Source organism: Desulforadius tongensis (assembly GCF_016907915.1).
Lineage (GTDB): Bacteria > Bacillota > Desulfotomaculia > Desulfotomaculales > Desulfohalotomaculaceae > Desulforadius > Desulforadius tongensis.
On record NZ_JAFBCW010000036.1, the window covers coordinates 1 to 26,139 of the forward strand.

General features: G+C 44.9%; 28 protein-coding genes, 1 tRNA gene, 1 other RNA gene and 1 pseudogene. 9 read left to right on the forward strand and 22 right to left on the reverse strand.

From position 1 onward, the window contains the following. Nucleotides 1-122 precede the first annotated feature (122 nt). The 5 genes from JOC37_RS11870 to JOC37_RS11890 form a co-directional block, all read right to left on the reverse strand. Entirely contained in the window at nt 123-632 is a 510-nt protein-coding gene (locus tag JOC37_RS11870) for a cell division protein SepF (RefSeq protein WP_338017392.1), read from the reverse strand. A gap of 121 nt (nt 633-753) precedes the next feature. Continuing rightward, entirely contained in the window at nt 754-1,782 is a 1,029-nt protein-coding gene (gene ltaE / locus JOC37_RS11875; RefSeq protein WP_238480905.1) for a low-specificity L-threonine aldolase, read from the reverse strand. A gap of 127 nt (nt 1,783-1,909) precedes the next feature. Continuing rightward, a complete protein-coding gene (locus JOC37_RS11880; RefSeq protein WP_204619244.1) occupies nt 1,910-2,584 on the reverse strand; it encodes a hypothetical protein in 675 nt (224 codons plus the stop codon). 44 nt (nt 2,585-2,628) lie between these two features. After that, entirely contained in the window at nt 2,629-2,940 is a 312-nt protein-coding gene (locus tag JOC37_RS11885; protein WP_204619245.1) for a PHP domain-containing protein, read from the reverse strand. A gap of 129 nt (nt 2,941-3,069) precedes the next feature. Continuing rightward, nucleotides 3,070-4,260: an RtcB family protein gene (locus tag JOC37_RS11890; RefSeq protein ID WP_204619247.1), complete on the reverse strand. Its 1,191-nt coding sequence runs from the start codon at nt 4,258-4,260 to the stop codon at nt 3,070-3,072. Nucleotides 4,261-4,413: 153 nt separating this feature from the next. On the opposite strand from JOC37_RS11890, the pseudogene JOC37_RS11895 reads away from it, so the two are divergent. Together JOC37_RS11895 and JOC37_RS11900 are read left to right on the forward strand one after the other, a co-directional pair. Further along, a pseudogene (locus tag JOC37_RS11895) lies at nt 4,414-4,608 on the forward strand (site-2 protease family protein); the annotation flags it as partial. A gap of 27 nt (nt 4,609-4,635) precedes the next feature. Next, nucleotides 4,636-4,992, forward strand: coding sequence for a zinc metalloprotease (locus JOC37_RS11900; RefSeq protein ID WP_204619251.1), 357 nt, complete (start codon nt 4,636-4,638; stop codon nt 4,990-4,992). Between the two features lie 67 nt (nt 4,993-5,059). Here the strand turns inward: JOC37_RS11900 and ssrS are convergent. Together ssrS and JOC37_RS11910 are read right to left on the reverse strand one after the other, a co-directional pair. After that, nucleotides 5,060-5,239, reverse strand: a non-coding RNA gene (ssrS, locus tag JOC37_RS11905) — 6S RNA. A 6-nt stretch (nt 5,240-5,245) separates the two neighbouring features. Then, nucleotides 5,246-5,323: transfer RNA gene (locus tag JOC37_RS11910), tRNA-Pro, on the reverse strand. Nucleotides 5,324-5,593: 270 nt separating this feature from the next. On the opposite strand from JOC37_RS11910, the gene JOC37_RS11915 reads away from it, so the two are divergent. The 3 genes from JOC37_RS11915 (at nt 5,594) to JOC37_RS11925 (ending at nt 7,134) form a co-directional block, all read left to right on the forward strand. After that, complete coding sequence (locus tag JOC37_RS11915) at nt 5,594-6,238, forward strand: energy-coupling factor ABC transporter permease (protein ID WP_204619253.1); 645 nt, start codon at nt 5,594-5,596, stop codon at nt 6,236-6,238. Then, nucleotides 6,225-6,506 (forward strand): PDGLE domain-containing protein, encoded by a 282-nt coding sequence (locus tag JOC37_RS11920; protein ID WP_204619255.1) that lies wholly within the window; start codon nt 6,225-6,227, stop codon nt 6,504-6,506. The genes JOC37_RS11915 and JOC37_RS11920 overlap by 14 nt, the downstream gene beginning before the upstream one ends. A gap of 199 nt (nt 6,507-6,705) precedes the next feature. Beyond that, nucleotides 6,706-7,134 (forward strand): hypothetical protein, encoded by a 429-nt coding sequence (locus tag JOC37_RS11925; protein ID WP_204619257.1) that lies wholly within the window; start codon nt 6,706-6,708, stop codon nt 7,132-7,134. A gap of 115 nt (nt 7,135-7,249) precedes the next feature. Here the strand turns inward: JOC37_RS11925 and JOC37_RS11930 are convergent, their stop codons facing one another. Further along, complete coding sequence (locus tag JOC37_RS11930) at nt 7,250-9,547, reverse strand: heavy metal translocating P-type ATPase (RefSeq protein WP_204619259.1); 2,298 nt, start codon at nt 9,545-9,547, stop codon at nt 7,250-7,252. A gap of 144 nt (nt 9,548-9,691) precedes the next feature. Next, on the reverse strand, nt 9,692-10,054 hold the full coding sequence (locus tag JOC37_RS11935) for an ArsR/SmtB family transcription factor (RefSeq protein ID WP_204619261.1): 363 nt from the start codon (nt 10,052-10,054) through the stop codon (nt 9,692-9,694). A 147-nt stretch (nt 10,055-10,201) separates the two neighbouring features. On the opposite strand from JOC37_RS11935, the gene JOC37_RS11940 reads away from it, so the two are divergent. Then, on the forward strand, nt 10,202-11,035 hold the full coding sequence (locus JOC37_RS11940; protein ID WP_338017391.1) for an MBL fold metallo-hydrolase: 834 nt from the start codon (nt 10,202-10,204) through the stop codon (nt 11,033-11,035). A gap of 61 nt (nt 11,036-11,096) precedes the next feature. On the opposite strand, the gene JOC37_RS11945 is transcribed toward JOC37_RS11940, so the two are convergent. The 11 genes from JOC37_RS11945 to JOC37_RS11995 form a co-directional block, all read right to left on the reverse strand. After that, complete coding sequence (locus JOC37_RS11945; protein ID WP_204619263.1) at nt 11,097-12,152, reverse strand: sensor domain-containing diguanylate cyclase; 1,056 nt, start codon at nt 12,150-12,152, stop codon at nt 11,097-11,099. Nucleotides 12,153-12,245: 93 nt separating this feature from the next. Then, on the reverse strand, nt 12,246-12,800 hold the full coding sequence (locus JOC37_RS11950) for a pyruvate kinase alpha/beta domain-containing protein (RefSeq protein WP_204619265.1): 555 nt from the start codon (nt 12,798-12,800) through the stop codon (nt 12,246-12,248). A gap of 14 nt (nt 12,801-12,814) precedes the next feature. Beyond that, entirely contained in the window at nt 12,815-14,368 is a 1,554-nt protein-coding gene (locus JOC37_RS11955; RefSeq protein ID WP_204619267.1) for a helicase-related protein, read from the reverse strand. Nucleotides 14,369-14,388: 20 nt separating this feature from the next. Then, the gene (locus JOC37_RS11960; protein WP_238480907.1) at nt 14,389-15,231 is read right to left on the reverse strand and encodes a DEAD/DEAH box helicase; all 843 of its coding nucleotides are present in this window, start codon (nt 15,229-15,231) and stop codon (nt 14,389-14,391) included. Between the two features lie 198 nt (nt 15,232-15,429). Further along, on the reverse strand, nt 15,430-16,257 hold the full coding sequence (locus tag JOC37_RS11965) for an ABC transporter permease (protein WP_204619268.1): 828 nt from the start codon (nt 16,255-16,257) through the stop codon (nt 15,430-15,432). Further along, nucleotides 16,254-17,183 carry an ABC transporter ATP-binding protein gene (locus tag JOC37_RS11970; protein ID WP_204619270.1) on the reverse strand — a complete coding sequence of 310 codons (930 nt, stop codon included), beginning with the start codon at nt 17,181-17,183 and terminating at the stop codon, nt 16,254-16,256. Before JOC37_RS11970 ends, JOC37_RS11965 begins: the two co-directional genes overlap by 4 nt. After that, entirely contained in the window at nt 17,180-19,456 is a 2,277-nt protein-coding gene (locus JOC37_RS11975) for a hypothetical protein (RefSeq protein WP_204619271.1), read from the reverse strand. Before JOC37_RS11975 ends, JOC37_RS11970 begins: the two co-directional genes overlap by 4 nt. A 3-nt stretch (nt 19,457-19,459) precedes the next feature. Continuing rightward, nucleotides 19,460-20,806, reverse strand: coding sequence for a PD40 domain-containing protein (locus tag JOC37_RS11980; protein WP_204619273.1), 1,347 nt, complete (start codon nt 20,804-20,806; stop codon nt 19,460-19,462). Between the two features lie 54 nt (nt 20,807-20,860). Next, nucleotides 20,861-21,382, reverse strand: a complete 522-nt coding sequence (locus JOC37_RS11985; RefSeq protein WP_204619274.1) for an RNA polymerase sigma factor — start codon at nt 21,380-21,382, stop codon at nt 20,861-20,863. Nucleotides 21,383-21,477: 95 nt separating this feature from the next. Then, nucleotides 21,478-22,398 (reverse strand): complex I NDUFA9 subunit family protein, encoded by a 921-nt coding sequence (locus tag JOC37_RS11990; RefSeq protein WP_204619275.1) that lies wholly within the window; start codon nt 22,396-22,398, stop codon nt 21,478-21,480. 406 nt (nt 22,399-22,804) lie between these two features. Then, a complete protein-coding gene (locus tag JOC37_RS11995; RefSeq protein ID WP_204619276.1) occupies nt 22,805-23,002 on the reverse strand; it encodes a hypothetical protein in 198 nt (65 codons plus the stop codon). 28 nt (nt 23,003-23,030) lie between these two features. Between JOC37_RS11995 and JOC37_RS12000 the strand changes: the two genes are divergently transcribed. Next, complete coding sequence (locus tag JOC37_RS12000; protein ID WP_204619277.1) at nt 23,031-23,540, forward strand: gamma carbonic anhydrase family protein; 510 nt, start codon at nt 23,031-23,033, stop codon at nt 23,538-23,540. A 56-nt stretch (nt 23,541-23,596) separates the two neighbouring features. Here the strand turns inward: JOC37_RS12000 and JOC37_RS12005 are convergent, their stop codons facing one another. Then, complete coding sequence (locus JOC37_RS12005) at nt 23,597-24,097, reverse strand: 2-thiouracil desulfurase family protein (RefSeq protein ID WP_204619278.1); 501 nt, start codon at nt 24,095-24,097, stop codon at nt 23,597-23,599. Between the two features lie 97 nt (nt 24,098-24,194). Between JOC37_RS12005 and JOC37_RS12010 the strand changes: the two genes are divergently transcribed. After that, nucleotides 24,195-25,100, forward strand: coding sequence for a DMT family transporter (locus tag JOC37_RS12010; protein ID WP_204619279.1), 906 nt, complete (start codon nt 24,195-24,197; stop codon nt 25,098-25,100). Between the two features lie 27 nt (nt 25,101-25,127). Here JOC37_RS12010 and rnhA read toward each other — a convergent pair whose 3' ends face one another. Then, the gene (gene rnhA, locus JOC37_RS12015; protein WP_204619281.1) at nt 25,128-25,586 is read right to left on the reverse strand and encodes a ribonuclease HI; all 459 of its coding nucleotides are present in this window, start codon (nt 25,584-25,586) and stop codon (nt 25,128-25,130) included. Between the two features lie 241 nt (nt 25,587-25,827). On the opposite strand from rnhA, the gene JOC37_RS12020 reads away from it, so the two are divergent. Further along, the coding region (locus tag JOC37_RS12020; protein ID WP_204619283.1) for a LysM peptidoglycan-binding domain-containing protein at nt 25,828-26,139 on the forward strand (312 nt) is incomplete at its 3' end.

The window sequence follows — 26,139 nt, forward strand, 5'->3', positions numbered from 1 at the left end:
TACCAGTGACGCCCTTGCTTACAGGTTGTCTTCCCGCTGGTTAGGCGACAGGGTTTCTTTCAACCCATCGGCTCGGCAGACATGCCAGGCAAACAATAAAAGAAGGCTTTAAGGCCTTCTTTTTATGCACTGGCAGTTTTAAAAAGAGAATTCAGTTCTTCATTTAAAACAGTTTCCTTTTGGAGTTCTTTGTCATCCGTAAGCACTAAATCAACGGCCCCTTCTATGGACACGTTGGACGGTGTAAATAAAAAAATTCCACTGCCCACCTTGCTGGCATTGCCACCAATGGCAAAAACCACACCACTTAAATAGTCCAGTACCCTCTGCGCCTGCTCAACATCCAATTCAGTTAAATCCACCACCACGGAATGCCTTTCCTTTAAATTATCCGCCACTTGGCGTATATCATTAAAATTATCAGGACGGCAGACAACCATTTTGGCACTATACCCACTGGGAACACTATTTAATTCGTCTTTCCACTGCCGCTTGGTAAATTTCTTCTCATATTTTTCGTACCAGTTAGGGTCTGGCTTTTCCTCGTTTTTTAAAACCGGCAGCAATTCCTGGGGTTCATCCTCTTCTTCAACTACCTCAAAACCCAATATGTTGAGAAATTTATCAAACACCTTACCCAAGGATACTTTCCCCCCATTTCCCAAATATTTTTTAATACCTGTACTAATAACTTTACACTTTTTGGTATCTAAATGCAATATTTTTACCTTAGGTCAAAAGACCTATTTTGTATTAAACATCGCCCGCTGCTATTTTTGCCACTTTAACAGCCTGCTCAATATCCGCCCGTGAAACATCCTTGTGAGTTACAAAACGTACCAACCGGGGGCCAAAAGTTACTGCCTTTACACCACGCTTTTGCATTTCTTCCACAAAGGTCGGGGCATCCATATCCACGGCAGTAATATTAACCAGTACAATATTAGTCTGTACTTGATGCAGTTCCACCTGCAATCCTTCAATTTCCGCCAATCCTTCTGCCAGTGCCATGGCATTGGCATGATCTTCCGCTAAACGATCAACCATGTTCAGCGCTACCAAACCTGCCGCCGCCAGTACGCCCGCCTGCCGCATGCCGCCGCCCAGCGCTTTACGGTATTTGCGGGCTTTAGCAATAAACTCACTGGTACCGGCTAGAACAGAGCCCACCGGGGCACATAAACCCTTGGAAAGGGAAAACATTACCGAATCACAATGCCTGGTAAACTCCTTGACATCACACCTGGCAGCAATGGCAGCATTAAATATCCTGGCCCCATCCAGATGAACAGCTAAATTCAATTCTTTGGCCAGATCATTAATGGCCTTCATTTCTTCCGGGGTCATAACGGTACCCCCACCCCGGTTAAATGTGTTCTCCAGGCACAGCAAACGGCTGGTGGGAAAATGAATATCCGGTTGACGGTAGGCCTGGCGCAGCTTGTCCAACGCATTTCTACCCAACAAGCCGGGAACAGGCCTAAGCTGTACCCCGGCCAACATGGCCGGGGACCCTACCTCATAACAGATAATGTGGGCTTCCGCATCTAAGATCACTTCATCCCCCCGTTCGGTATGGGCCAGCACAGCCAACTGGTTACCCATGGTGCCGGTGGGTACAAATAAAGCCTCCTCCTTACCCATTAAATCGGCTGCTGCTTCTTCCAGCTTCTTTACCGTGGGGTCTTCTCCAAAAACATCATCCCCCACCTCAGCATTAGCCATAGCTTCACGCATTTCTATAGTAGGCTGTGTTACAGTATCACTTCTTAAATCAATCATATCTAATTCACTCCCTGCAAGAAACTGGCTGTCTAATACTATTATATCCTCAACTGGCATTCAATACCAAGTATTCTTTTAAAAAGTGGAAACAACAAAAAAGAAGGCGCAGCTGCACCCTCTAACCTCACCGAAGATATATATGATTGGTGTATATCCAAGGTATTAAACACTTCCCTCGCCGGCGAAACACTTCCATCCGGTACACACCGGGTTCAGCGGCGGGAATATCGATTTTGCTATCACCGGTTTTATAAATCACTTTACCATCCTTAATTATTTTAGCACAAGCACCCCGGGGAATTTTCCCGATTAAATTAATCCCTTTGAACCAGTTAACTTCATCCCCCATATGCCATCTTTTATCTTTATATTTGGCCATAAAACCAAAAAACTCTGCGTGCCCGGCGGTATAATTCAGCAAATAACTGCGTCCGTTACGCAGGGCATTTAATATCAGCCTGCGGTCGTACTTTTCATCGCCGGTTAGTTGTTTAGCTGTTAAAACATGGGTACGCAGGGTACTAAACTGTTTTACGTAACTGCAGAGAATAGAAGGTATCCAGCCAAGCTGCCTGCCGCCGTGGGCATCTACCCCGGCAATAACAGGTACCCGGCGTTTTTGAGCCATTTTATCCCAGCGAGCCATTAATTTAGCACAGGGCTCCTGCAGGCACCAGGTAGGATTTATCACTGCACGGATAAGGTTAATAATACCGGATGCCCTGTTTGTCCACTGAGAAAAGTAATTCCACAGCTCAATACCAAAGGGATGGGGTATATCCCACTCCTTCCACCCCATGCCCCGGGGTTTAAAATATTTGTTCGGCTTATGGTCAGGATGAGCTAAAAAACCAACCCCCCCTGATCGTAAACATCCCTAATATACTCCTGCGGCGGCAGCTTGTTATCCGGCAGGATACCCACATCACAGCAAATAAAATGGTTAGCCGGTGGAGATATTTCAGCCCCAATGAGCATCAAAACACCTTCTATATAGCATTCACCCTCATTATGCAAACCACCCAGGGTATCATGATCGTTTATAATCAGAAATTTAACCCCAGCTTTAGCTGCTGCCCTGGCTATACCCTTATAACAAGCAGAACCATCCGAATATGTAGAGTGTACATGTATAACCCCAGGGTAATCAAACATATCCGCACCTCAGCCTTCTATGTCGAATTCACTCAAAAATACAACTTTAATTGTAGCGTATATCAGCCAGGTTTGGACATGTAATATATAGTATTTAGGTTATATTATGTTAATTATCATCTGTTTTTGTTATCCTTTGATAACAGCCATGGTTTTTAACTTTTTTACCGGTTCAATTAAATCTAACTCTTGACCAATTACAAAATCTATGTCTTTATAAGCCCACCTGCATTCATCGCTAACATCGCTTTTTTTATTTTTTCCCAACACAACACCCTGCTTTTTTAAATCATTGATGGTTTCCTGTACGGAATAATTTTCCCTTGCTTTTTTCCGGCTCATTTTTCTGCCGGCACCATGGGAACAAGAATAAAAGCTTTCTTTATTTCCTTTGCCCTTAACAATATAGGAATAACTACCCATGGCACCGGGTATTATACCTAATTCCCCTTCTCTTACTCTAATGGCTCCCTTTCTGTGCACCCATACATCTCTGCCGTAATGCCTTTCAAAACTGGCATAGTTATGGTGAGCATTTACTTCGCCGGTGAATTTAACATGGGGAAACAATTTTGTTAATTCATCCTTAACTACATTTAACATCTTTTGCCTATTTTCCCGGGCAAAGTTTAATGCCAGATTCATCCATTGAATATAGCTTTTGCCTTCCTTTGAATCTGCAGATAAAAAGGACAGCTGAACCTGCCTGAACCACCGATCATTTAACTGACTGGCAAGATTGTTAAAATATTTGGCTATCTTAAGGCCAAAATTCCTGCTGCCGCTGTGCAGCATGATATTAACCATGCCCTGTTCATCCTCTTGTATCTCTATAAAATGATTTCCTCCACCCAAAGTACCAATTTGATAATAACCCCTTTCAATCTCATTAACCAGTTCCCTAGGTTGGCTCTCATATCTGCACCGATCAATAAATTCATCAAGAACACGGCAGGGTTGTTTTTGTTTATGATGATCAAACCCGGTGGGTATATTCCTCATTATCTGGCCGATCAGAAAGTTTAACTTGGGGCCTTGAAGCTCAGATTTATGAATATTAGTTTCTGCAAAGGCCATGCCGCAGCCAATATCCACCCCCACTGCATTAGGTATCACCACCCCTTCCGTGGCTATAACTCCACCTATGGGCATGCCATAGCCGGAGTGGGTATCGGGCATTAACGCCACCCACCGGTGAATAAATGGCAAATTAGACAAATTAATGGCCTGCTGTAAGCAGCTTTTTTCAATTTGTTCTCTGTTTTCCAACCAAACCTTAATGGGATATTTCTGTTTTTCTTTATCATAAATTGTAAACATTTGTTCTTTCCTTCCTTCGACTTTTTTGTTACCCGCCATATAATTCGTTAATTAAGTTATTAATCCTCTGGATAAAAATAGATTATTGTTGTATACTCGCTGTTATAAAACAGTGCTGCAAGATATCTTACAGGGGAGAAAGTTAGTTTTGTATTTTCTATTTTCATCCATGAACTAGGTCATATGGTGGCTGCTAAAAAAGTCGGTCTAAATGTATCTGCTCCCATGTTTATTCCCTTTTTAGGTGCCTTTATTTCCATGAAAGACCTGCCTAAAAGCGTTAAACAAGAGGCCATTTCAGCCATTGGGGGCCGGCAGCGGGAACACTGGCAGCTATTTGCTGCTTAATTCTCTGGCAGTAGACCAACTGCGGGGATGACATATGTAACGGCGTTTTTAAATCTATTTAACCTGCTTCCCCCGGGCTCGCTGGACGGCGGCAGGGTAACAAAGGCATTATCACCGGTTATATGGGTTTTGGGCATAATCGGAGCAGTAATTCTGATTTGGAAGCTGCGGGCTTACATTTTGGTTCTTATCTTGGTACTTGGTTTGATAGAGGTTGTCAGCATGATTAAAAACAGGCAAAAAATGGCTGATTATTTGGATGTGGAGCCGCGGTTTCGCTTGTTAATTGGGGTATCATATATAATTTTAGTAGGGGTATTGGCTGTTATAATGATGTACTCCCTGGAGATTTCGGCGGAGTTTGCACGTTCAATGAGAAAATAGGGCTGCAGAGATGCCGGGCAAACCATAAAAAAACCTTGTACATGATGTACAAGGTTTTTCTTCTTTGATATGCCCCACTCTGCCGTCACCTTAACGTTTTTACACACCCGCATCTCGCAGGGGGGTGCTCTGTCCCTAACTTCTGCCTTCCGTCCTGTAAACGGCCTGACATAGATTAGAGAACACAAGCTCCCGTTTTCACTCTGTGGGGTAAAAACTGATAAGGCAACTAACACAGCAGGAATTTAAATACTGGTCGGGACGACAGGACTTGAACCTGCGACCTCTACCACCCCAAGGTAGCGCGCTAGCCAAACTGCGCCACGTCCCGACGTGTTTCGCTGCAAGAATTATTATAACTACTTGCCTTTAAAATGTCAACCTTTGTTTTTTAACTTAAGCAGTTCTTTTTTCCGGTGACGGTTTTGTATTATACCAGCATTTATCCTCAATGGCAATAGGTATGATAACAAATAAAAAGCGGCAAATTTAAGAACAGCTCTTGCAGGGAAAACCTTCCTGACACCGAATGAAAAAATAAAGAGCTGATTAATAAATTAGCCGTTTAAACAATATACTTTAGTTAAGGAGATGATGTTAATTGCACATTCCAAACGGCTTTTTAGATCCGGTAACCGCCTCTACAACAGCAGCATTGAGCAGCGGCACACTGGTATATGGCTGGAATCGCCTGCGCCGGGAGATCAGCCAGCAGCCGCCAACCACTTTAGGCCTGGTGGCAGCCTTTATTTTTGCCGCTCAAATGATTAATTATGCCATAGGGCATCACACCAGCGGGCACATGATAGGTGCCATGGTAGCAGTGGTAGTTTGCGGCCCTTGGGCTGCAGGTTTGGTAATGGCCGCAGTGATCTCCATACAAAGTTTATTTTTCCATGACGGTGGAACCATAGCTTTGGGAGCTAATATTCTCAACATGGCCGTTATCGCCACAGCAGTAAGTTACACAGTTTATCGCACCGCAGCAAAAAAGACCAATAACCGGCAGTTAGCTATGGCCGCAGGGGCCTGGTTATCAGTGGTGATCGCATCGGCGGCAGCGGCAATAGAGTTGGCAGTGTCCGGCACTGCCCCGCTGGCAGCAGTGCTGCCGGCCATGTTGAAGTGGCACAGTTTAATAGGCATTGGAGAAGCCGGGATTACGCTGTTCAGTGCCCATTATTTGATCAAATACACTAAACAAAAGGAAATGCAAATGCAGGTGAATGGTTATGTTCAAAAGTAAAAACCAGCTAATTTCCCTAGCTTTGATTTTATTAATCGCAGGATTTTTATCTAACTTTGCTTCCTCCCATCCCGATGGTTTGGAGCGGGTGGCAGAGGATTTAGGTTTTATCTCTCAAGCCGCAGGTCACACCTCGGTTTTAGAAGATTACAGCCTGCCGGGCATCCCCCATTCAGGCTTGGCCGGAGGTTTGGCCGGTATTTTAGGCTGTACCCTGGTATTTGCACTGGTATTCAGCCTCAGCACTGTAATTAAACGATTAAAGTAAACAAAAAAATTATCCCCCTTAAACAAAAAACAAGGGGGATAATTTCATAATTTTGAAATATTTGTTAATAATATAATAAATATTCTTAATACAGAAAATTAAAACTTTTATTATTTAACAGGAAAATTAAGATTTTGCAAAGAATATGTAAAGTATAGGTAATAATAATAAACAAAAATGAGAATTGGAGGGGATAACAATGCCCACTGTTTGCTTCAACCAGGAGGCAGTAAAGGAACTTAAAGCTCGATTGAAATGGATCTTAAAACTGGGCTCTGAAAAAAAGGTCTTCCTGGCTTTATCAAGCGACAACCCTGAAGAAGAAGTTTTTAGACCCGTCAAAGCAGTTACAGTACTGGAATATGAACAGGAAAACTGCAAAGTACTGGATATAGGTTTTCAATATAAAGGCTCCGGTAAAACCCTCTCAATTAGAAATGTCTGCGCCTTCAACTGGTCCGTCCTAAATTATTCCCATGAAAAAGTTCCCGAAAAAGTAAAATTAACTCTCTTTTGTTTGGTAGATAAGGCATCTCCCGAGTCCATTGTTCCCAAAACTTATACTATAAAATTTACAGACTGCCCTCAAGATCAGTATGTTTCCGAAAATTATGTAATGATATCTTAAACTAAAACGGTAGAACCCGGTAAAGGGCGCTCCCGCGCCCTTTACCGACCATAGCACAAACATAATTATAACAATATAATAAAACAAATTCAATGCTTCAAGCTTGTTTTTTAAATTATATTTTCACTTTCCGCAGCCTGAGACCATTGGCAATTACCGCCAGCGCCGCTCCGGTATCGGCTAAAATTGCCAACCACAGGTTTAATATGCCCGGAAATACCAGCATTACTGCTGCTATTTTTACTACTAAAGCAAAAACAATATTTTGTCTTATAATTTCTAACGTTTTCTTGCTTAGTTTAATTAAAAAGACCACTTTAGATGGGTCATCGGACATTATGGCAACATCCGCCGTTTCCAGTGCTGCATCGGTACCCGCCCCACCCATGGCTATGCCTAAATTGGCAGTGGCCAGTGCCGGGGCGTCGTTAATCCCATCTCCCACCATAGCTACCGAATCATAATTTTCCTGCAGTTCCTTAACGGCCTGTACTTTATCCCCAGGCAGCAGGTTGGATTTTACTTTATCAATTCCCACCTGCCCTGCTATGGCCCGGGCGGTACCCTCATTGTCCCCTGTTAACATAACAGATTGAATGCCCATTTTTTGTAATTTATTTATGGCTTCATAACTGCTTTCCCGCACCCGGTCGGCAACTGCTATTATTCCCCAAATTCCAGCTTTACTTCCCACCAGCACCGGTGTTTTCCCTTCCCTTTGTAACTGTAGTAATATTTCAGCAGCATCTTTTATGTCCAGCTTTAGGTCATCTTGAAATAATTTCAGGTTTCCAATGTAAATTTTTCTCCCGTCTACTTTGGCCTTAGCCCCTTTACCGGGCAGTGAAACAAAATTCTCCCCCACCGAAAAATGAACATCTAATTTTTCAGCTTCTTTTAACACCGCCTCCGCAATGGGATGTTCAGAGCGCACTTCCACCGCTGCCGCCGCAGCTAAAACCTGTTCTTTTGTATAACCGGGCATGGTAACAACGTCAGTTACCTGCGGGCAGCCCACAGTTAACGTGCCGGTTTTGTCAAAGGCTGCCACTTTTACTTTCCCCGCCCCTTCCAGGTATGCTCCACCTTTTATTAATACACCCTGTTTAGCGGCATTGCCTATGGCCGACACCACTGAAACCGGTGTGGAAATAACCAGGGCGCAGGGGCAGGAAACCACCAGCAGCGTCAGTGCCCGGTAAAACCAGGGAGCAAAGGACTGTCCCATAAACAAAGGGGGTACCACTGCCAGCAAAAGAGCCAATCCAATCACCGCCGGGGTATAGTAACGGGCAAAAACATCCACAAATCTTTGGGATGGAGCCCTTTGCTCCTGGGCTTTCTCCACCATTTTTATAATGCGGGCCAGGGTTGTGTCCTGTACCAATTTAGTCACCTGTATTTCCAACGCCCCGCTGCCGTTGATGGTGCCGGCAAACACCTCATCCCCCACTTTTTTATCCACCGGCACAGATTCCCCAGTAATGGGGGCCTGGTTAATTGCCGATTGGCCGTAAATTATTTTGCCATCCATGGGAATACGCTCCCCCGGGCGAACAATCACTACATCTCCCACCGTTATCTCCGATACCGGTAATGTTTCTTCCCTACCTTCCCGCCTGACCACCGCCTCTTCCGGGGCCAAATCCATCAAATCCCGGATGGAATTTCTGGTTTTCTCCATGCTGTAGGCTTCCAAAGCGTTACCCAGCGAGAACAAGAAAACCACAGTGGCCGCTTCTTCCCACTGACCAATGGCCATGGCTCCCACCACCGCAATGGTCATAAGTACATTCATATCCATACTGAACCCGCGCCTGAGGGAGTAAAACCCCGCCTTAGCCGGAAAGTATCCACCTGTCACCACAGCCAGGCTGAAAAGGGTAATAACCAGGTTTTCCGGCGCATTAAACCAGCCGGATATGAAACCGGCCCCAGCAAAAATTCCGGAAACAACGGTGGTTAAAGCCCGGCGATTTTTTACCCAAAAAGAAGGGACAGCACCTTCTGCCGCTCCTTCTTCCCGGGCTTGATAGCCCATTTGCTGTATCGTTTTAATTATGGATTGTATATTTGTACTGTGTTCAACAGTTAAGGTTGCCGCTGCAAAATTTATATTTGCCTTATCCACCCCGGGCATTTTTTCCACCGCTTTCTGCAGTTTAGCTGCACAATCGGCACAATCTAAACCGCTTAAACGCAGGACAGTTTCTTGCTTATTTCCCGGCCCGCCCGCTGCAGCAATATCGTAGCCCATCTTTTTAATTTGGCTAATTATATCTCCGCGGTGCAGTTTAGCTGGATCATATTCCACTTTCAGTTTGGCAGTGGCAAAGTTAACTGCAGAGCGCATCACCCCGTCTAAGCTGGCCACTGCTTTTTCTAACCTGGCAGCACAATCGGCACAGTCCAAACCGGTTAAAACCAGCGTATCGCTTATAATAACTGCTTCCCGGCAGTTACAGCTTTCACCTCAGGTAAATTTTTGTTTAATTGCCTTTTCCATCAGTGCCCCTCCTGCTTTCTTTATAAATGTCTGTCCTAAATAGTTTTTGTTTTATATTTTATTTAAATGCTGCACGTGTTCTAAGCCTTCAGTGAATAAGTTCATCACATGCCGGTCATCCAGTGCGTAGTACACTACTTTACCCTCCCTACGGCAGCGCACCAGGCTGGCACTTCTAAGCAGGCGCAGGTGATGAGATACATTGGAAACAGTGCTGCCCAGTATGGCCGCAATATCACAAACACACATTTCTTCCTTGGCCAGTATATACAGTATTTTGGTACGGGTTTCGTCACCTAAAACTTTAAACAATTTTGCCAACTGGGATAAATCGGGTAAATTTCCCTGCAGTTTAGCTACTTTTTCAGCATGAATACAATAGGTTTCACATACATCTTTAGCTGTTTTTTCCATATCAGCACCTTCATTTCAACATTTGTTCAATTGTTTAAATGAAGTATACCATTTAATAAATTAACATTCAATAATTATTTTTAGCAGGAAAAATAAATTAATTGTAGAAACGTTGAAAAATTCAAATAATGTTGGGAGGTTGTTGCAGTGCCAGAATTGAAAATAACTACATTATCAGAGGATACATCAAACCACCGGGGATTATTAGCCGAACACGGGTTGTCACTTTTAATTGAATACAAAGGTTATAAAGTATTATTTGACACCGGCCAGGGCCCATCTATAATTGCCAATGCCAAAACCATGAACATCGATTTAAGTAAAATTAACTTTATCGTTTTAAGCCATGGTCATTATGATCACACCGGCGGGCTTTACAATGTACTGCGCAAAACCGGGAAAATAAATGTTTATGCTCACCCCGATGCTTTAAAGCCAAAATATAAATTAATGCCTCCCAAAGGCTACCGGGCCACCGGCCTGCCTAATTCCCTGCAGGAGTTAAAAAGTGCCGGTGCGCAGTTTAATTTAAACACCGGGGTTGTTGAGCTGGTTCCCGGGTTGATTCTTACCGGTGAAATACCGAGGATAACCGAATATGAAACAGTCAATCCTTCACACTATATGGAAGTAAACGGTCAATATGTGCTGGATCCCATGCCCGATGACCAGGCACTGGTGGCCGTTACCGAAAAAGGACCCGTGGTGATCACAGGATGCGCCCATGCCGGTGTGGTAAACACTTTACACTACGCAGCAAAATTAACCGGCAGCAGTTTTATTTACGGTTTGGTTGGTGGTACGCACTTGTTTGAAGCCAGCTCAGAAAGGGTGGCCTGTACTATTAACGAATTAAAAATGCTTAACCCCCAAAAAATAGCCGTCAGCCACTGTACGGGATTTAAACCGCAAATGGAATTTTATAAAGCCTTCGGAAATAAATTTATTTTAAACAATACTGGTAATGTACTGGTATTTTAACCCCTCTAACCAACTAAAAAAGGCACCTTAAGAAAGGCACCTTTATTCATACACCTTAATTTCAATCACACGAATTTTGATTACAATTTTGGGGAAAACATACAACGTTTTTACCGCTATTTTTAGCCAAATATAATGCCCGGTCGGCACATTCCACCAACCGGTTAAGTTGTTGAGCATGCCGGGGAAATTCTGCCACCCCGATACTTACTGTTATTTGCCGGTATTTAAAATCATAGCCGGCAATATTTTGTCTTATTTTTTCGGCAATTTTACAGCCGTGCTTTAATGTATTATCGGGAAGCAGTACAGCAAACTCCTCTCCCCCGTACCTATAAACTATTCCCTGCTTATTTACTGAATTTTTCATAATGACAGCCAGGGTTTTCAAGACGTAATCCCCCGCCGGGTGGCCAAAACTGTCATTGTACTTTTTAAAATCATCAATATCCAACAGCATTAAACAGCAGGAAGATTTTTTCTTTTCACTGCGCAGGATAACTCTCTCCAAATCATACATTAAGCACCTGTGATTGTACAGGCCGGTTAAACCATCTTTAATAGCCAGATCCCTCAGCTGGGAGTTCAGTATGGCATTTTCCAGGGCTAGGCTTACCTGCAGGGTATATAATTCAAGTATTTTTATCCACTCGTCATTGAATTGATCGTTACTAAAATCATAAGCAACCAGCAATCCTTTCGGTGTTCCATCCCGGCTGTACAGGGCACATATTTGCAGGCGCATACTGCCGCACTTTTCTTTGCAGGTGCCGCAATACCGTTGATCCAACGTAATTACGGCCACCCGTTCCCTCAGCACCCGGCGAAACACAGACATCACCCCGGAACACAGCCAAAATGGTTCCGAGCTGCCTTTTTCCCGGGTATTAAGCTCTTTAAATTGTAAATTTTCATCAACTAAATAAAAACCGCATTTTGGTACCCCGGTAATTTCGCTGAACCCGTTAATAATCAGGTTGTACATGGTATTGATATCTTGTTCAGCAGCAATTTGGGCAGATATCCAATGCAGAGCAGTTAGCTTGTTATTAATTTCCAACAGCTGCTGAACTTTATCCATAATCTTTTGGCTGTAATTATTAACTTTATCATCCATGGGATCACCCGTAACAGTAGCTTTTAGATATCATTTCACCAGGATAGGACTAAAGTCCTGCAAATTGTGGGAAAATTGTAGGTAATTCTTCTTTTAATGATGTTTAAAGTCCCTTGGTTTGCAAATTATTTCCCGTACCTTAGTATCAAAGAAGTGATTGGAGTGGGCGGGGGTTAATACTAACGCGGTATCTGCCCCGTTGGCACTGCCGGCCACAGCTATAATTTCCTCCCCGTAAGGTATTAACCCGGCATCCAGGGCCATACCGGCCACCTCAACACACACTTTGGTTCCCTGGCCAAACATGCGCAGTGTGCTGGCAATAATTTCCGCAGGATACACGCCGCCAAACTTGGTACGGCAGGCTCTGTCCAGCCCGGCCATCAGGTGGGTGGTAACCAGCACCGGTATACCTTTTTGCTCTAATTCCCGGCGCCTTTCAGGGGTTAGTGACCCTTCACCGGGGCCGAAAAATCCAACATGGTAGGATACACATACTACTTTAAAATGGTGTCCCAATAATTGTTCCGCAGTATTACCTGTTTTGGATGCCACCACCACATATTTAATATTATGCTCTTTAGCATACTCTATCACCGCTTTTACAGTCCCCTGGGTATTATGTTTACCTGCTTTTTCCCAATACATATACAATCACCTTCCTAGAATAAAACTTTTACTTGATCCCGGTCCAGCGTGCGCCTGATACCCTGAAGTTTTGCCAGCAGCACATGGTTTTCTGCCGCCGCCTTTTCCATTTGCCGCAGCAAATCAATTTCCCGCCGGATGACGGAAACCAGGTCACCTTCCTGCAGATTACTGTTTTGCAGCAGGTGTTCAAAATCTTCCCCGTTATACCAGGCATAAGCAATGTAACCAGGCACAGGTGACCAAACCAGGTGCTCACCCGGTACTCCCAGCTGCATTAACTCAGCCCGCAGTTTATTAATAGGTTCAATATCGTAAGGAGGTGCCTGTACATATTCCCTTCTGCCCGGTGTATAGTCCACCCCGGCCAGTATACCAGCCACCACATCACCGGGCAGCTCTTCAATCAGCCCGGAAAATACCAGCTCGGTAACAAATATTTCTTGAATGTGTAAATACAAGGCAAACCTTCCCCGGGGGAAAAATTCACGTCCCTTTACATAACCCAATCGTTCCAGCAGATCGCGCATGTTGTAAAAATCGGTAGTATATCGATTGGCTTCGGCAATAAGCTGCTTTCTCTTATATTGTAAAAAATCCAGTTTATTGCTAGTATCCCTAATCGTTCTGGCCGCGTCGAAGCAGCTTACTTTTTTACATTTTTTCTTTTTTAAGGAGGTAAGCAGTTCTTCAATTTCTCTTATCCTGGTTTGTGAACCGGGCCGCTGTCTATATCTGCGGCTTTTCAGTTTTTTCAATTCTCGTTTTAGTTTTTTACGGGTTAACGGGCAGGAAACGCTCTCCCGTTGGGCACAAAAGTGTTTGTTTAAACCGTCAATGGTATTTTTATACTCACTTATTTTTTGGTTTGTTTCCTGTAAACGACGGCGTTTTTGAAAGGCGGAAAAGTTGCTTTCCAGGAAATGTTCTATTTCATGATCGGATTTCCACATCAGCAAACTTAGTACTGTGTTTGGAGATACGGTAAGTCTTCCCTGTACCATTTCCACTTTTTTCTCACTAAAGAAGCCCGTATCTTCAGGAAAGTCGCTGTTAATCAGTATAAAAACATATCCCTGCTCATCGAACCCCCTGCGGCCGGCACGGCCGGCCATTTGAAAAAACTCTCTGTTCAACAGCTGGCGAAATTCCCGGCCGTCCCATTTGCGGCAGGAGTCAAACACCGCGCTGGCAGCGGGAAAATTCACCCCAGCAGCAAATGTCTCGGTACAAAACAGCACCCAAATCAACCTGGACTCGTATAAATGTTCTACAATGCGTTTCAACGCCGGCGACAGCCCGGCATGATGATATCCAATACCCTGCTCCAGCAGTTTTCTCAGTACTGCCCGGTCACGGTGTATAAACATATCAGGGTATTCCGCTTCAGCCTCTTTTATAATTTGTCGTACCTGCTGTTTCTCATCATAATTAAGAAAGTCCCACTGTTTGCCAAGTTCAACAGCCAATTCCTCGGTTTTAGCCCGGCCAAAGACAAAATAAAGTACCGGCAGATGTTCTTGTATTACGTCAATTATTTCGGATGGATCTTTAAAAGCCCGTGCCATAGACAACCTCCCGTACAGCTTTATTTACTTCGATAATTATAAAATTTCTTTTTGTCTTTCGATTTATGCTGCTCCATTTCACTATCAAACCGAGCACTCAGCTTTTCAACTTTACGCTTGGCCTGGGATTTACTCAGCAGTTCGTTATCAGGACTAATCCACATTATCTCCAACGGAACTGCCCGTTTTCGTTCTTCTACCACCAGCACTTCACAGGCACGCACTTCCCCAATCCAGGCAGCCATTTCTTTTACGTTGGGAACGGTGGCTGACAATCCCAGTATTTTAACATGCGGGGGGGCAAATAGTATTGCTTCTTCCCACGCGGTACCCCGGTGCGGGTCATCCAGGTAATGAATTTCATCAAACACAACATAAGCAATGTTGGCCAAATCTTCCATGTCTTCGAAACACTTGTTGCGAAATATTTCGGTGGTCATCACAGTGAGCGGGGCATCGCCGTTAATGGTAATATCACCGGTAACCAGGCCGACCTGCTGTTCGCCAAACATTTTTTTAAAATCAGAGTATTTCTGGTTAGACAGTGCCTTAAGGGGAGATGTGTATACCAAACCCCTTCCTTCCCGCAAAACCTTTTCTGCTAATCTTTCGGCAATCAGTGTTTTCCCGGTGCCGGTGGGAGCTGCCACCAGCACATTGCGACCGTCAAGCACAGCCTCAATTGCTTCAGCTTGAAATTTATCCAGTTTCACCGGTTCCGGGGAAAGCGTTTTCAGCGCCGGTTTGCGAACCGGGCGCTTTTTGTGAACATATGTTCTAGAACTGCGGCCCCTTATTTTTTTTCTTTGTTTAGACTTCATCTCTTTCATATCAACAACATTTTCCTTACCGGCCTGAGGCAAAAAGATAGTCCTCCTCTCAAAATTACTTGTATGTTTTTTTTCAGCTTAACATTAGTTTATCCAAAATGATACATTTTCCCTGCATAGTCACTTAAAAACACTGTCATTAAATTTGCCGCCAGGGCAAACTTAAAAGCCATGCTCACCGAATATCACCGGTTACAGCATGGCTTTTTTATAATTGAGTTCCCCGGTATGTTATTTTTTACGCAGCGGATTCAACCTGTACCCGCTCCACACCAGCAGCAGCACTCCCACTCCCAGGTAGAAAAGTGCATAAACCGCCCAGTAAGGCAGTATCCAATCTGCTTCAGGGCCAAAGGCAGGGCCACCACCCAATATGTGTGCTAACACCAGCACAGGGTTGATATCCTGTAAAAACTGGACGGAGAACGGAATAACTTCGGGCTGGGGGTATACTGCATCATCCCTGGCAGCATCATTGATAAACGCTGCTAAAAATGCAGTGCCCGCACCTAAGAAGGCCATAATACCGTAAGAAGTAATGGTACTGATACTGGCACGCTGGAAAAAGGTAGAGCAGGCCATGCCCACAGCTCCAAACAAAAACATGGTTACCAGGTAAAAAGCAAATACGCCCCATAATTGGGTAGGAGAAATCCCCCCGTATATCAGTATGACGCTGTATAACGGCAGCGCGGCAATTAGCAGCAGCAGTGTAAAGGCACATGACGATATCATCTTACTAATTACTATACCCGCAGGTTTCAATTCAGTGGTCAACAGCACGTTAAGTGTTTGGCGTTCCCTCTCTCCGCTGATGGTACTGGCAGTAAGACCGGGAGTAACAAAAGCCAGTAATATTAACTGCAGTACACTGAGCATGGCAAATATTCCCATGGACTCGGAAGGATCAAAAGATAGCAGGCGATCCCTTATTAAGTACATATATCCCAGAATGAAACCACCCAGTACCATCAGGTAGATAAACAATATCAGTGGTGCTTTAATACCGCGAAAGCGCTGCCGCATTTCCTTCAGCAGCACCGGATTGGCAATTATCATTTGTCTTTTCCCTCCCCTGTTACAGCCATAAAGGCATCCTCCAGGCTGCCTGTTTGCTCGGCAAATTGCAGCACCGGATAACCCTGTTCTATCAGCTCTTTCAGCAGGGCACTCTGAGCCCTGCGCTCTCCTCTAAATATCAGCCGGGCACCGCTGCCTTTCCTATCAACCCGCACCACTCCGGAACAGGTAGACAGGAACTGCAGCATCTCTTCCAGGCGCTGATCCACTTCCACATTTATAACCCGGGTACTCTGGTTCCCGTTAATTATTTCTGCCACCGAACCGCCGGCCACCAGCCGGCCGTTTTCCAGTATGCCCACCTGATCGCATATTTCCGCCAGTTCCGGCAGAATGTGTGAACTGATGAGCACCGTTTTTCCCATGGATTTCAGCTGGCGGATAATTTCTTTTACTTCTGCCCTGGCCCTGGGATCCAAGCCTGAAGCCGGTTCATCAAGAATCAGCACCTGGGGATCATGTACCAAGCACCTGGCCAGAGCCAAACGCTGTTTCATACCCCGGGATAAATTATCCACAAAGGAATCAGCCTTATCCTGCAGATTTACCAGTTCCAACAAATCATTTATTAACCGGTCATGTTTATTCTCCGGTATATAATAGGCGGAGGCAAAGAAACTCAAGTATTCCCAGGTGGTTAATCCATCATAAACCCCGAAAAAATCCGGCATGTAACCGATTATTTTTCTTACCTGCATTGGCTGAGCAGAAACGTCCAAACCGTTAACCAGAGCGGTACCGCTGTCCGCGGGCAGCAGCGTGGCCAAAATACTCATGGCTGTTGTTTTTCCCGCCCCGTTGGGTCCGATAAGCCCGTATACCTGCCCATCCGAAATGCTGAGGGTTAAGTTTTTTAACGCCTCTGTTTTGCCAAATGTCTTACACAGGTTTTTAATTTCGATCATTTTATCACCCCTTCCACCGCCAGATCGGGCAGCGGCATGACATCCCTGTCTGTTAAGGAACGTTTTTTAATTTTTAACCGGAAACGATTGTCCTCCGACAAGTACGGTTTTAATTCTGCACCTTCCAAACGCTTACCCATGATTTTTAAATTTACCCACTGCTCATCTGCCCAGTTGTATATTTTAGTTTCATACAGGGTATTTTGAATAACACTGCTTAATTCCACAGCCCGGATATCAAACTGGTATCGTTCCGGTAAGGTAAGGTTATATTCCAATGTCACCTGTCCTTCCTGTATTTGAGGTCCTTCCGGCGTATACTCGATTTTACTGCCATCAATTATATGTGGGGTAACAAACCCCGGCGGCAGCCGGAACGCCCCGGTTTCCGGTAAAGTTAACGGCAGATCCTGCAGCACTAAAATCGAATAATAATTTTGAGCACCGCTGCCGTTTAATGTCATTAAGCCGGGAATATTTTTGCTGTAACCAATCAGTTTTACCCCCAGGCCGGGATAACTGCTGCCCATAAACCCGTTTAGGCCATCTTCTACCTGGTAAGTCATTCGGCCAAACTTTTCTTGATGGGCCGTTCTCATATTGTTAAACCACTTATTCACGTCATATTCCCAGGAGAAAAACTTAACCCCTTTAACAGGTTGATTTATTTTTACACTGTCTCCCGCCGGCAATTCTCCAATCTCAATCACTTTGTCTCCTATCACCGCTATACACTTAACCAAATCCAATGCTGAGTTATTCTTCAGCGTACCTGTAATCCTATCCCCGGTTAATTTTAAACTTCCATCTATTTTACCGATATTCTCCGCCACTTTATAAGCATCAGCCCGACGCATGGACCAAAACTCCACATCTTGGAAATATATTTCCTGTCCCTGGCCGGTATATTGCACCACCGCCGTGCTCCAGCGTTCTTTACCGTAATATTCACTTCTCGGCACTACCAAGCCCAAGCCGCTGTCTTTTAATGAAAGGCTCTCGCCCCGGGGGGATATAAACAAACCGGTGGCTTGAATTTCAGCCACGTGCTGATCCAGTATTTCTACAACTGTTAAATTATGACTTAACGGGCCGTCCAAGCGGTGGAACGGACCCCGGTAGTAAATAATCGAGGCTGTGGCCAGCGCCAGAGCAGGAATAAAAAACCACGCCCAGTCCCGCTTTTTGTACCGCTTCAACAGCAGGTATATTACAGGAGACACCACCAGCATGTAAGCAACCCATACGCCAATCATCAGTTTTATAGATGGCATCTGCAGTTGAGGAAATATATTATCATCACCACGGAAAATTCTTTCATCTATGTCATATTTAATTGACTTGTTACCGTTAAACTGTTGAAAAAGTAATTTCCAGAACTCTTTATCCTTAGCTTGTAAATTCTCAAAACCAGCGGCACAGTAAATTACTCTGCCGCGCCCCATGATATGGCTTGCCACCAGTGGTATATCCCCTTGACTTAATATATTCTTCCCCTGGATCAAGGTACCCCTGGCCACTGGAATGGACGCGGTGCCGGACCGCATACCGTTCCAGTCCCCGCTCAAAGTTGTTTCCCCGGTTACCAATACCGGTGAAATATCGGCAAAGGGCTGACCTGCTGCCGCCCCTGCTCCACCGGAAAGCACCAGGTTGCCACCCAGTGTCACCCACTGTCGAACAGCCTTTACTTGGGCCGGAGTAAGTTTCTCCACCTTTTCCTTTTCCATCACTATCACATCTGCCAGGTCCAAAGCCACCGGATTGGTAGGAATGTCATCGGGAGACAAGTATTTTACTGTAACGTACTCCATTTCACTATCCAACCAGGAAGGTAACCCACCGGAAAGGGGCTTTTCTCCCACACTGACCACCACAGAATCGCTGCCCACCGCCATCCCCTGCAGCACTGTACTGGCCAGCACCTTATCACCGGCCACAACAGATACCACAGGTTTAGTTTTGGCCAACTGCCCCGGTATAATCATGGTGGTTTCTATACGCTGGTTGGCGGGGATATCTACTACCCGCCGGTAAACGACTTTATCATTTGCAGCATATGCTTTATCTTCATCCACTTTAACCACTAACACAGCATCTTCCACCGCTTCACCGTTATTGGCAATGCTGACGGTGAGCTGTACCGGCCGATAATCTTTATAAAGCCCATTCAGTCCCGGTCTGGCCTGCACACTGACACCGGCAAGGGCAGTACCGGGAATCAACAAGATCATTAAAAATATAAAGGCTATCAATATTTTCTTTTTATTCATATCCTATTCCTCTCCTCTACTAAACAATCGTTCTTCCAAATCAACCCGCATCAACGCCGCTGATATGTCTTTTTGACAGAGATAGTACAAGGCTTTTTCACTGCTTTGAAGTACCGGATTATGACACCTGTTCACCGTATCCAGCAGCAGTACCCTGGGCTCTCTGATACCCTGTATTTCCAATTGATGCAGCCATTCCATTTCTTCTCTGGTATTTCCGCCATCGGGACTTACCAGCAGCGTACTGGATGCCAGATAACTATGATTATCATTTAACTTTTCCTGCAGTTCTTCTCCACTGTCTCCTGCATATACCGAGCGGATTTCTCCCACTCTCTGCCGTACAGTAAACTGGGGCGAACCGTCAGGCATAAAAGTCAGCACCTTTTCCTGCTGGCGGGTGGATACAAAGGCCAGATGTCCACTGCTCCCCCAAATCGGTTGTTCACCCTGACCCAGCATAACTTCAAGGTGGTTCTCCAGGTCAATTAAGTATAACGCGTCATTATATCCTGCCATGGGACGCTGCACAACCAGCTTGGTGCCATCCGGTGACCAGGTGGGATGCATACCAGCGGTTAATAATTGAGGATTATTATCATTATCCACCACCCACACCCTGGCGGTGTCAAAACGGTCAATTTCCGTATAAGCCAGCTTGGAACCATCCGGTGACCAGGTGAGATCTGTCAATTGAGAACTGTCCCTACCGGTAACCAACACTTTAAATTTCCCGCCATCATCTCCCACCGCACCAATTAATACAGCAGCGGGAACAACAACAATTTGCTTAAACCCTTCCTTATTCTGCCGTACCATTGCCACCCTGGCCCCATCCGGTGAAAAGGCCGGCGAATGGTACAGGTAATCCGGCGGCAAATTCAACACTCTGTAGCGTTTTTCAATCTTATCCACCAGCAATAACTGCCCGTGTCGGGCTACAAGAATATTATTGGTATTTGGTGACACTGTAAAAGAAATATTAACATCGCCGTTCCAAAACCTGGCCACTTCTTTGGGACCGCCCACCGGCTGTAAAATGGTTCCCGCTGAGTGGTGCCATAAAGCCAGTACCAAAACCACCAGCAGCACAACGGGTAAAATAACCCATGCGTACGGCGGCACCTTCCTGCCGACATGCTGCCTTTCAACAGGGCGGTCAGAAGGTCCTTTCCGTGCAGTGCCCTGCATTTGGCTAATCAACTTTTGCCGCAGCTCTTCCTGCAGTTGATAATTAACCGGTACACTTTCACGTACCCGGCGCATGTGTTTTAACAGCTGGTGTATTGATTTTTCTGTTGTCACTGTATTATCATCTTCCTCATGGCGGCGGTAATTATCTATCGGCAAAATTTTGCCCCCCCCTTGCCGCCATTCTTTATTTTCTTTCATTTTCGTTCTCCCCTAACCGGTTTTATTCATTCTGCCGCGCAGCATTTTTATGGCCCGGTGATGCATCATCCTCACTGCCACTTCCGACTTACCCAATACTTCACCAATCTGCTTGAAACGCAGTTCGCCAGCATATCTCAGTGCTATTACATCCCGGTAATCGGGAGGTAATTCATTCATAAAAGAGCGCAGTTCATCCACTTCCTCATTTAACAACATTTCTTCCTCAGGAGCACCTTCCACCACCTGCCGGTGCAGTTTTTCCTCGGGAGTGGCCACTTCCCTATCTTTACGCACATAATCCACGTAAACATTATGAGCTATACGCAGTATCCAAGCGGAAAAGGAACTTTCCCCCCGGTAAGTATGAAACTTTTCCAGTGCCTTCATAAACACCAGGGCAGTTAAATCGTCAGCATCCCAGGTGTTTATTACCCGGTAGCGCAAATAACGGTTAACCCGGGCAAAATTTTCATTATAAAGTTCCTCGAAATTTTTTTCGGCATCAAGGTGCCGGTGAACTGCACTTTTCATTATTAACCTCCAATTCATTCTCCTCTACCACTTAGACGGTGCAGGCAGAGGTTTTGTAACCGCTGATACAGAAAAAAGGCCCTAAAGAGCCTTTTTTATTCTTTCTTTTCTATTCTCTTTTGTTCATTTTTTAATTTGTATTTAATGTACTCCAACCCATCTGCATACCTGGTGGGAGTAAATCCAAAGTGCTTTTTTACCGCGTGAATATCAGTAATGTTGTCCGTATCCAGCTGTGCCAATTCCACCGTTGTAACCGGAGGGTCCTCCATAAAATACTGCATGAACTTGGCAGCAATATGAACCAGCGGCATAGGAACGGGAATCTTGGCCTTTTTAATACCGGTTACTTCCATTAAGATGTCCAACATTTGCTCATAAGTTAGGTGCTCCGGCCCGCCAATATCAATAATTTTGTTTTTATAACGTTCTTGATTTTCAATTACCCGCACAATACATTCAGCAACGTCTTTAACCCAAATAGGTTGGAATTTCACCGAACCATCCCCGGGCAGCGCTACAACGGTGGGCATCATGCGCAGCGTCTGAAGCAGCCGGTCAACAAACCCAAAACCGGGACCAAATATCACCGACGGTCGCAAAACGGTATATTTCAACCCGCTGTTAACTACCTCTACCTCAGCAACACCCTTGGAATAAGCATATTTATATTTTGGATTTGTATTAGCCCCCAAGGCACTGATATGTACAAAGTGTTTTACTTTACTTTCCTTTGCAGCACTTAATAGGTTCTGCGTACCCTTAATGTTAATATCTTCAAAGGTGATACCTTTTCCTTCACGGATGATGGCCACTAGGTGGATAACTGTGTCCACCCCGGTACAGGCAACTGCCAGCGATACCTGGTCAGTAACGTCACCATGAACCAGCTCCACACCGGGCAGATTCGCATCCTTTGTGTTACGAACCAGGCACCTCACTTTTTCACCGGTGTCTGCCAGCGCCTTAACCACATGGCGCCCAACATAACCGGTGGCACCGGTAACCAATATCATTTTATCACCCCGCTCAAACCATTATATACCTAATTCTTCAATAGCAATAGGGGTAATTTTCATTTTTAAGAATGTGAAATTTTTCTTTATCTTTACTTTTATTGATTTTTACCAGTTCCATAATGTAAAATATTGTTAAAATAAATCTTAATATAATGTCACAGTCCGACGCTCGATGAAGTTATTGAGCCCGGGCTGCTTTTTTGTGATTTTATTTTTACACTTAAAGAGGATGTTCGAAAAATCCGCGCCAGATTCACTTCGAATTTCTACGTTGGCTCGGCTTTTGCGGTGCTCACGTATTTTCGTATACGCTCCGCTCCTCAAAGCCTTCGCCGCCTTGAACTTCTCGTGTCTCTTGTGCTCCTTTTCGAACACTCACTTAAAGCATGTTAAACAGCAGTTCTCACAATGCCAGGGCCACTATCAATTGACCCAGCAGCACCATGGCCAAGCCGGCCAAACCGGTTTTTATCAACCAATTGACTGCCGCATCCCCCTTTGGCCAGCCGCCGCGGTTAACAATACGATAAAAAACTGTAATTAAGGATACCATAAATGCAGCTGCACCCAGCATTATTAAAAAAAAACTTAAATAAATCATCTTTATTCCCCCAAGGAGGTTTCCAGTCATGATCTATTCATACGGAAAATATCATCCCAAAGTACATCCATCCGCTTACATAGCCCCCGGTGCCGCAGTTGTCGGCCGTGTTACACTAGAGGAAAACGTAAGCATTTGGTTTAACGCGGTGGTGCGCGGCGATGTAGATGAAGTGATAGTGGGAGCCAACAGCAATATTCAGGATTGCTGTGTTCTGCACCAGGAAACAGGTTACCCCTGTATAGTGGGGAAAAATGTAACCGTTGGCCACGGTGCAGTGCTGCACGGATGCACCATTGAAGATAATGCGCTAATCGGTATGGGAGCAGTGGTATTAAACGGTGCCCGGGTGGGTGCCGGGGCGGTTATTGGTGCCGGAGCACTGGTAACCCAAAACCAAGTAATTCCCCCCAACACATTGGCACTGGGCTCACCGGCTAAAGTGGTGCGGGAATTAAGACCAGAAGAAATTGAAGAATTCAGTCAATCGGCCGGCCGCTACCATAAAATCGCCTGTGTATATAAAAACGAAGAATAACCCTCGCCCCGCTGGCTTCACCATTTGCAGACCGCCCGCCGGTCTGCAAATGGTGACTATCTCTGCCTTACTTGAACAAAATCCACCAAATCATCACTGCCGGTAGGAATGTCCTCTTCAGAGTACAGCTTCACCCCGTTTCGGGTTAACAAAGCCGCCAGCACACCCTGGCCAGAAATTTTGCCCCCTTGAAAAGTGCCGTCATATATAAAATGCACGCCACAGGAGGGGCTGCGTTCTTTTAAAATGGCCATTTTGGTATTGTGCTTCAATGCCTCTGTCAACGCCTTCTCTGCACCGTCAATAAACTGCCCGGTTACATCCTTCCCGTTTATATTTTCCACCCTGGCACCACCGGCCAGCACCCGGCAGCCGTCACCGCCCTTAATTTCACAGGCCGGACGGGGCGTCGGCAGCCCTCCCAGCTGCTCTGGGCAGACCGGTACAGCCACCCCTTTTTCCACCAGCTCAGCTATACCGGGGTGAAAATTATTCCCACCATCATATCTGCAGTTGTACCCCGCCAGACAGGCACTGACCAATATTTTATCATCCATAATTTTTCATCTCCCGACAATAGTAATTCTGGACAATACGCAGTTTAAGTGATATGTTAACTCTAATTAATTTAAAATTACCATGAGGGGATAAGGCATGAAAAAAGGTTATATCATGATTGCGGCAGGAGCGGCATGCTGGGGCAGTCTCGGTGCTTTTAGCACAGTTCTTTTTGAACAGGGCTTGTCTTCACTGACGGTGGCCAACTTCCGGGTATTGTTAACCACATTAATCATGGGGCTTTACCTGGCAATTTTTCACCGCCATCTTTTACAGGTAGCCAAAAAAGACTTGTCATTCTTTGCCGCAGCAGGGTTTATATCGGTGTGCATATTTAATTTTACATATATAACAGCCATCAGCTTAACTAACATCGTAACTGCTGTTATCCTGCTTTACACTGCACCGGTATTTGTAACAATATTATCACGGTTTATATTTAAAGAGCAAGTAACACCACAAAAAACACTGGCCTTATTATTAACATTGATCGGCTGTGCACTGGTAGTTGAAGCCTATGATTTAAGCAGCTTAAAACTTAACTTTAAAGGCATACTTACCGGTTTAAGTGCCGGTTTTACTTACGGGTTATACAGTATTTTCAGCAAAAAAGCACTGGAAACTTATTCACCCTGGACCACCGTTTTTTATTCTTTTGTTTTCGGCTCTTTATTTATATCATTGTTTGGCCGCCCGTGGGAAAAAATATCGCTAGTTGGCAGCTTCAATACAGGCATATATTTATTACTTATTGCCTTGATACCCACCGTTTTGGCTTATACCCTTTATACAGCCGGTTTAAAATATGTAGAATCCAGCAAAGCCTCTATCATAGCCACAGTGGAGCCCGTAGTGGCAGTCATATTGGCAGCGTTTATTTTCCATGCACAAATCAGTATTTTCCAATTTGCAGGCATATTACTTGTCTTGGGCAGTGTAATTCTTATTCAAATACCTACAGCCGGCAGCAGTAAAAAACAGGAAATAAAGCAAAATCAATAAGTACATAAAAAGATAAGCTGTTTTATACTACTGCGGGTTATCCCGAAGGCGCGGTTTTTCCTTTATCGCTTTTACCGCCAATTCATCGGCACGGTTATTTAATTCATTATCGGCATGTCCTTTAACCCATACCCATTCTAATTGGTGTACCTTAACCAGTTCCAATAGTTTTACCCACAGGTCAACGTTTTTAGCCCGCTCGGTTTTGTTGCGCATCCAATTGCGGGCCTGCCATCTTTCCACCCATCCTTTGGTCATGGCATCCACCAGGTAGCGGCTGTCGGTGTACAAAGTAACCCTGCAGGGACGTTTTAATGCTTCCAGTGCTTTAATTACAGCCATAATTTCCATCCGATTATTCGTAGTATTATCGTAAGCCCCGGAAATCTCCTTTACATGCTCCTCATATATCATCACCACACCGTAACCCCCGGGGCCCGGGTTGCCGGAACATGCACCGTCTGTGTATATTTCCACGTGCTGCAAGATATTCAACCACCTTAAAGTTACTGTGTCATTATATTTTACCATAATATAATTCTCTCTAGAAAAATAATCGCTAACGGGAACAGCAGCCGGTATCCCGGGGATTAGGCTCCGGGCCCGGCTGAAAACCAACGGTATGAATTTTTGGTACCCAGGCAAATATTTTTAATGGCATTAATCACCAGTTAACTGTTTTAAACATAACATATTGTAGAATTTTATAATAGGAGTTGATCAATACATGAAACCCCGTCAGCCCATCTGCCCGGGTGGCATGCTCTACACCATTAAAGCCGGCGACACTTTTTATTCCATTGCCCGTCGCTATGATGTATCGCTGGATGACCTGCTCGCAGCCAATCCAGGCATTGACCCGGATAATTTAAGAGTAGGTCAGGTTATTTGCATTCCAGGAATTAAACCGGAGGAATGTCCACCGGGAACTTTCCCGTATAAAATTAAAGCCGGCGACACCTACTATAAACTGGCACAAAAATACAATACCACTGTAGAGGCCATAATGAACGCCAACCCCGGTGTCGACCCCAACAAC

What these genes read in the sequence shown, in the direction of transcription:
- ltaE (WP_238480905.1), bottom strand. Translation starts at nt 1,782, where the DNA reads ATGATTGATTTAAGAAGTGATACTGTAACACAGCCTACTATAGAAATG.
- JOC37_RS11880 (WP_204619244.1), bottom strand. Translation starts at nt 2,584, where the DNA reads ATGGGGTGGAAGGAGTGGGATATACCCCATCCCTTTGGTATTGAGCTG.
- JOC37_RS11885 (WP_204619245.1), bottom strand. Translation starts at nt 2,940, where the DNA reads ATGTTTGATTACCCTGGGGTTATACATGTACACTCTACATATTCGGAT.
- JOC37_RS11890 (WP_204619247.1), bottom strand. Translation starts at nt 4,260, where the DNA reads ATGTTTACAATTTATGATAAAGAAAAACAGAAATATCCCATTAAGGTT.
- JOC37_RS11900 (WP_204619251.1), top strand. Translation starts at nt 4,636, where the DNA reads ATGACATATGTAACGGCGTTTTTAAATCTATTTAACCTGCTTCCCCCG.
- JOC37_RS11920 (WP_204619255.1), top strand. Translation starts at nt 6,225, where the DNA reads ATGTTCAAAAGTAAAAACCAGCTAATTTCCCTAGCTTTGATTTTATTA.
- JOC37_RS11925 (WP_204619257.1), top strand. Translation starts at nt 6,706, where the DNA reads ATGCCCACTGTTTGCTTCAACCAGGAGGCAGTAAAGGAACTTAAAGCT.
- JOC37_RS11935 (WP_204619261.1), bottom strand. Translation starts at nt 10,054, where the DNA reads ATGGAAAAAACAGCTAAAGATGTATGTGAAACCTATTGTATTCATGCT.
- JOC37_RS11945 (WP_204619263.1), bottom strand. Translation starts at nt 12,152, where the DNA reads ATGGATGATAAAGTTAATAATTACAGCCAAAAGATTATGGATAAAGTT.
- JOC37_RS11950 (WP_204619265.1), bottom strand. Translation starts at nt 12,800, where the DNA reads ATGTATTGGGAAAAAGCAGGTAAACATAATACCCAGGGGACTGTAAAA.
- JOC37_RS11955 (WP_204619267.1), bottom strand. Translation starts at nt 14,368, where the DNA reads ATGGCACGGGCTTTTAAAGATCCATCCGAAATAATTGACGTAATACAA.
- JOC37_RS11965 (WP_204619268.1), bottom strand. Translation starts at nt 16,257, where the DNA reads ATGATAATTGCCAATCCGGTGCTGCTGAAGGAAATGCGGCAGCGCTTT.
- JOC37_RS11970 (WP_204619270.1), bottom strand. Translation starts at nt 17,183, where the DNA reads ATGATCGAAATTAAAAACCTGTGTAAGACATTTGGCAAAACAGAGGCG.
- JOC37_RS11975 (WP_204619271.1), bottom strand. Translation starts at nt 19,456, where the DNA reads ATGAATAAAAAGAAAATATTGATAGCCTTTATATTTTTAATGATCTTG.
- JOC37_RS11985 (WP_204619274.1), bottom strand. Translation starts at nt 21,382, where the DNA reads ATGAAAAGTGCAGTTCACCGGCACCTTGATGCCGAAAAAAATTTCGAG.
- JOC37_RS11990 (WP_204619275.1), bottom strand. Translation starts at nt 22,398, where the DNA reads ATGATATTGGTTACCGGTGCCACCGGTTATGTTGGGCGCCATGTGGTT.
- JOC37_RS11995 (WP_204619276.1), bottom strand. Translation starts at nt 23,002, where the DNA reads ATGATTTATTTAAGTTTTTTTTTAATAATGCTGGGTGCAGCTGCATTT.
- JOC37_RS12000 (WP_204619277.1), top strand. Translation starts at nt 23,031, where the DNA reads ATGATCTATTCATACGGAAAATATCATCCCAAAGTACATCCATCCGCT.
- JOC37_RS12005 (WP_204619278.1), bottom strand. Translation starts at nt 24,097, where the DNA reads ATGGATGATAAAATATTGGTCAGTGCCTGTCTGGCGGGGTACAACTGC.
- JOC37_RS12010 (WP_204619279.1), top strand. Translation starts at nt 24,195, where the DNA reads ATGAAAAAAGGTTATATCATGATTGCGGCAGGAGCGGCATGCTGGGGC.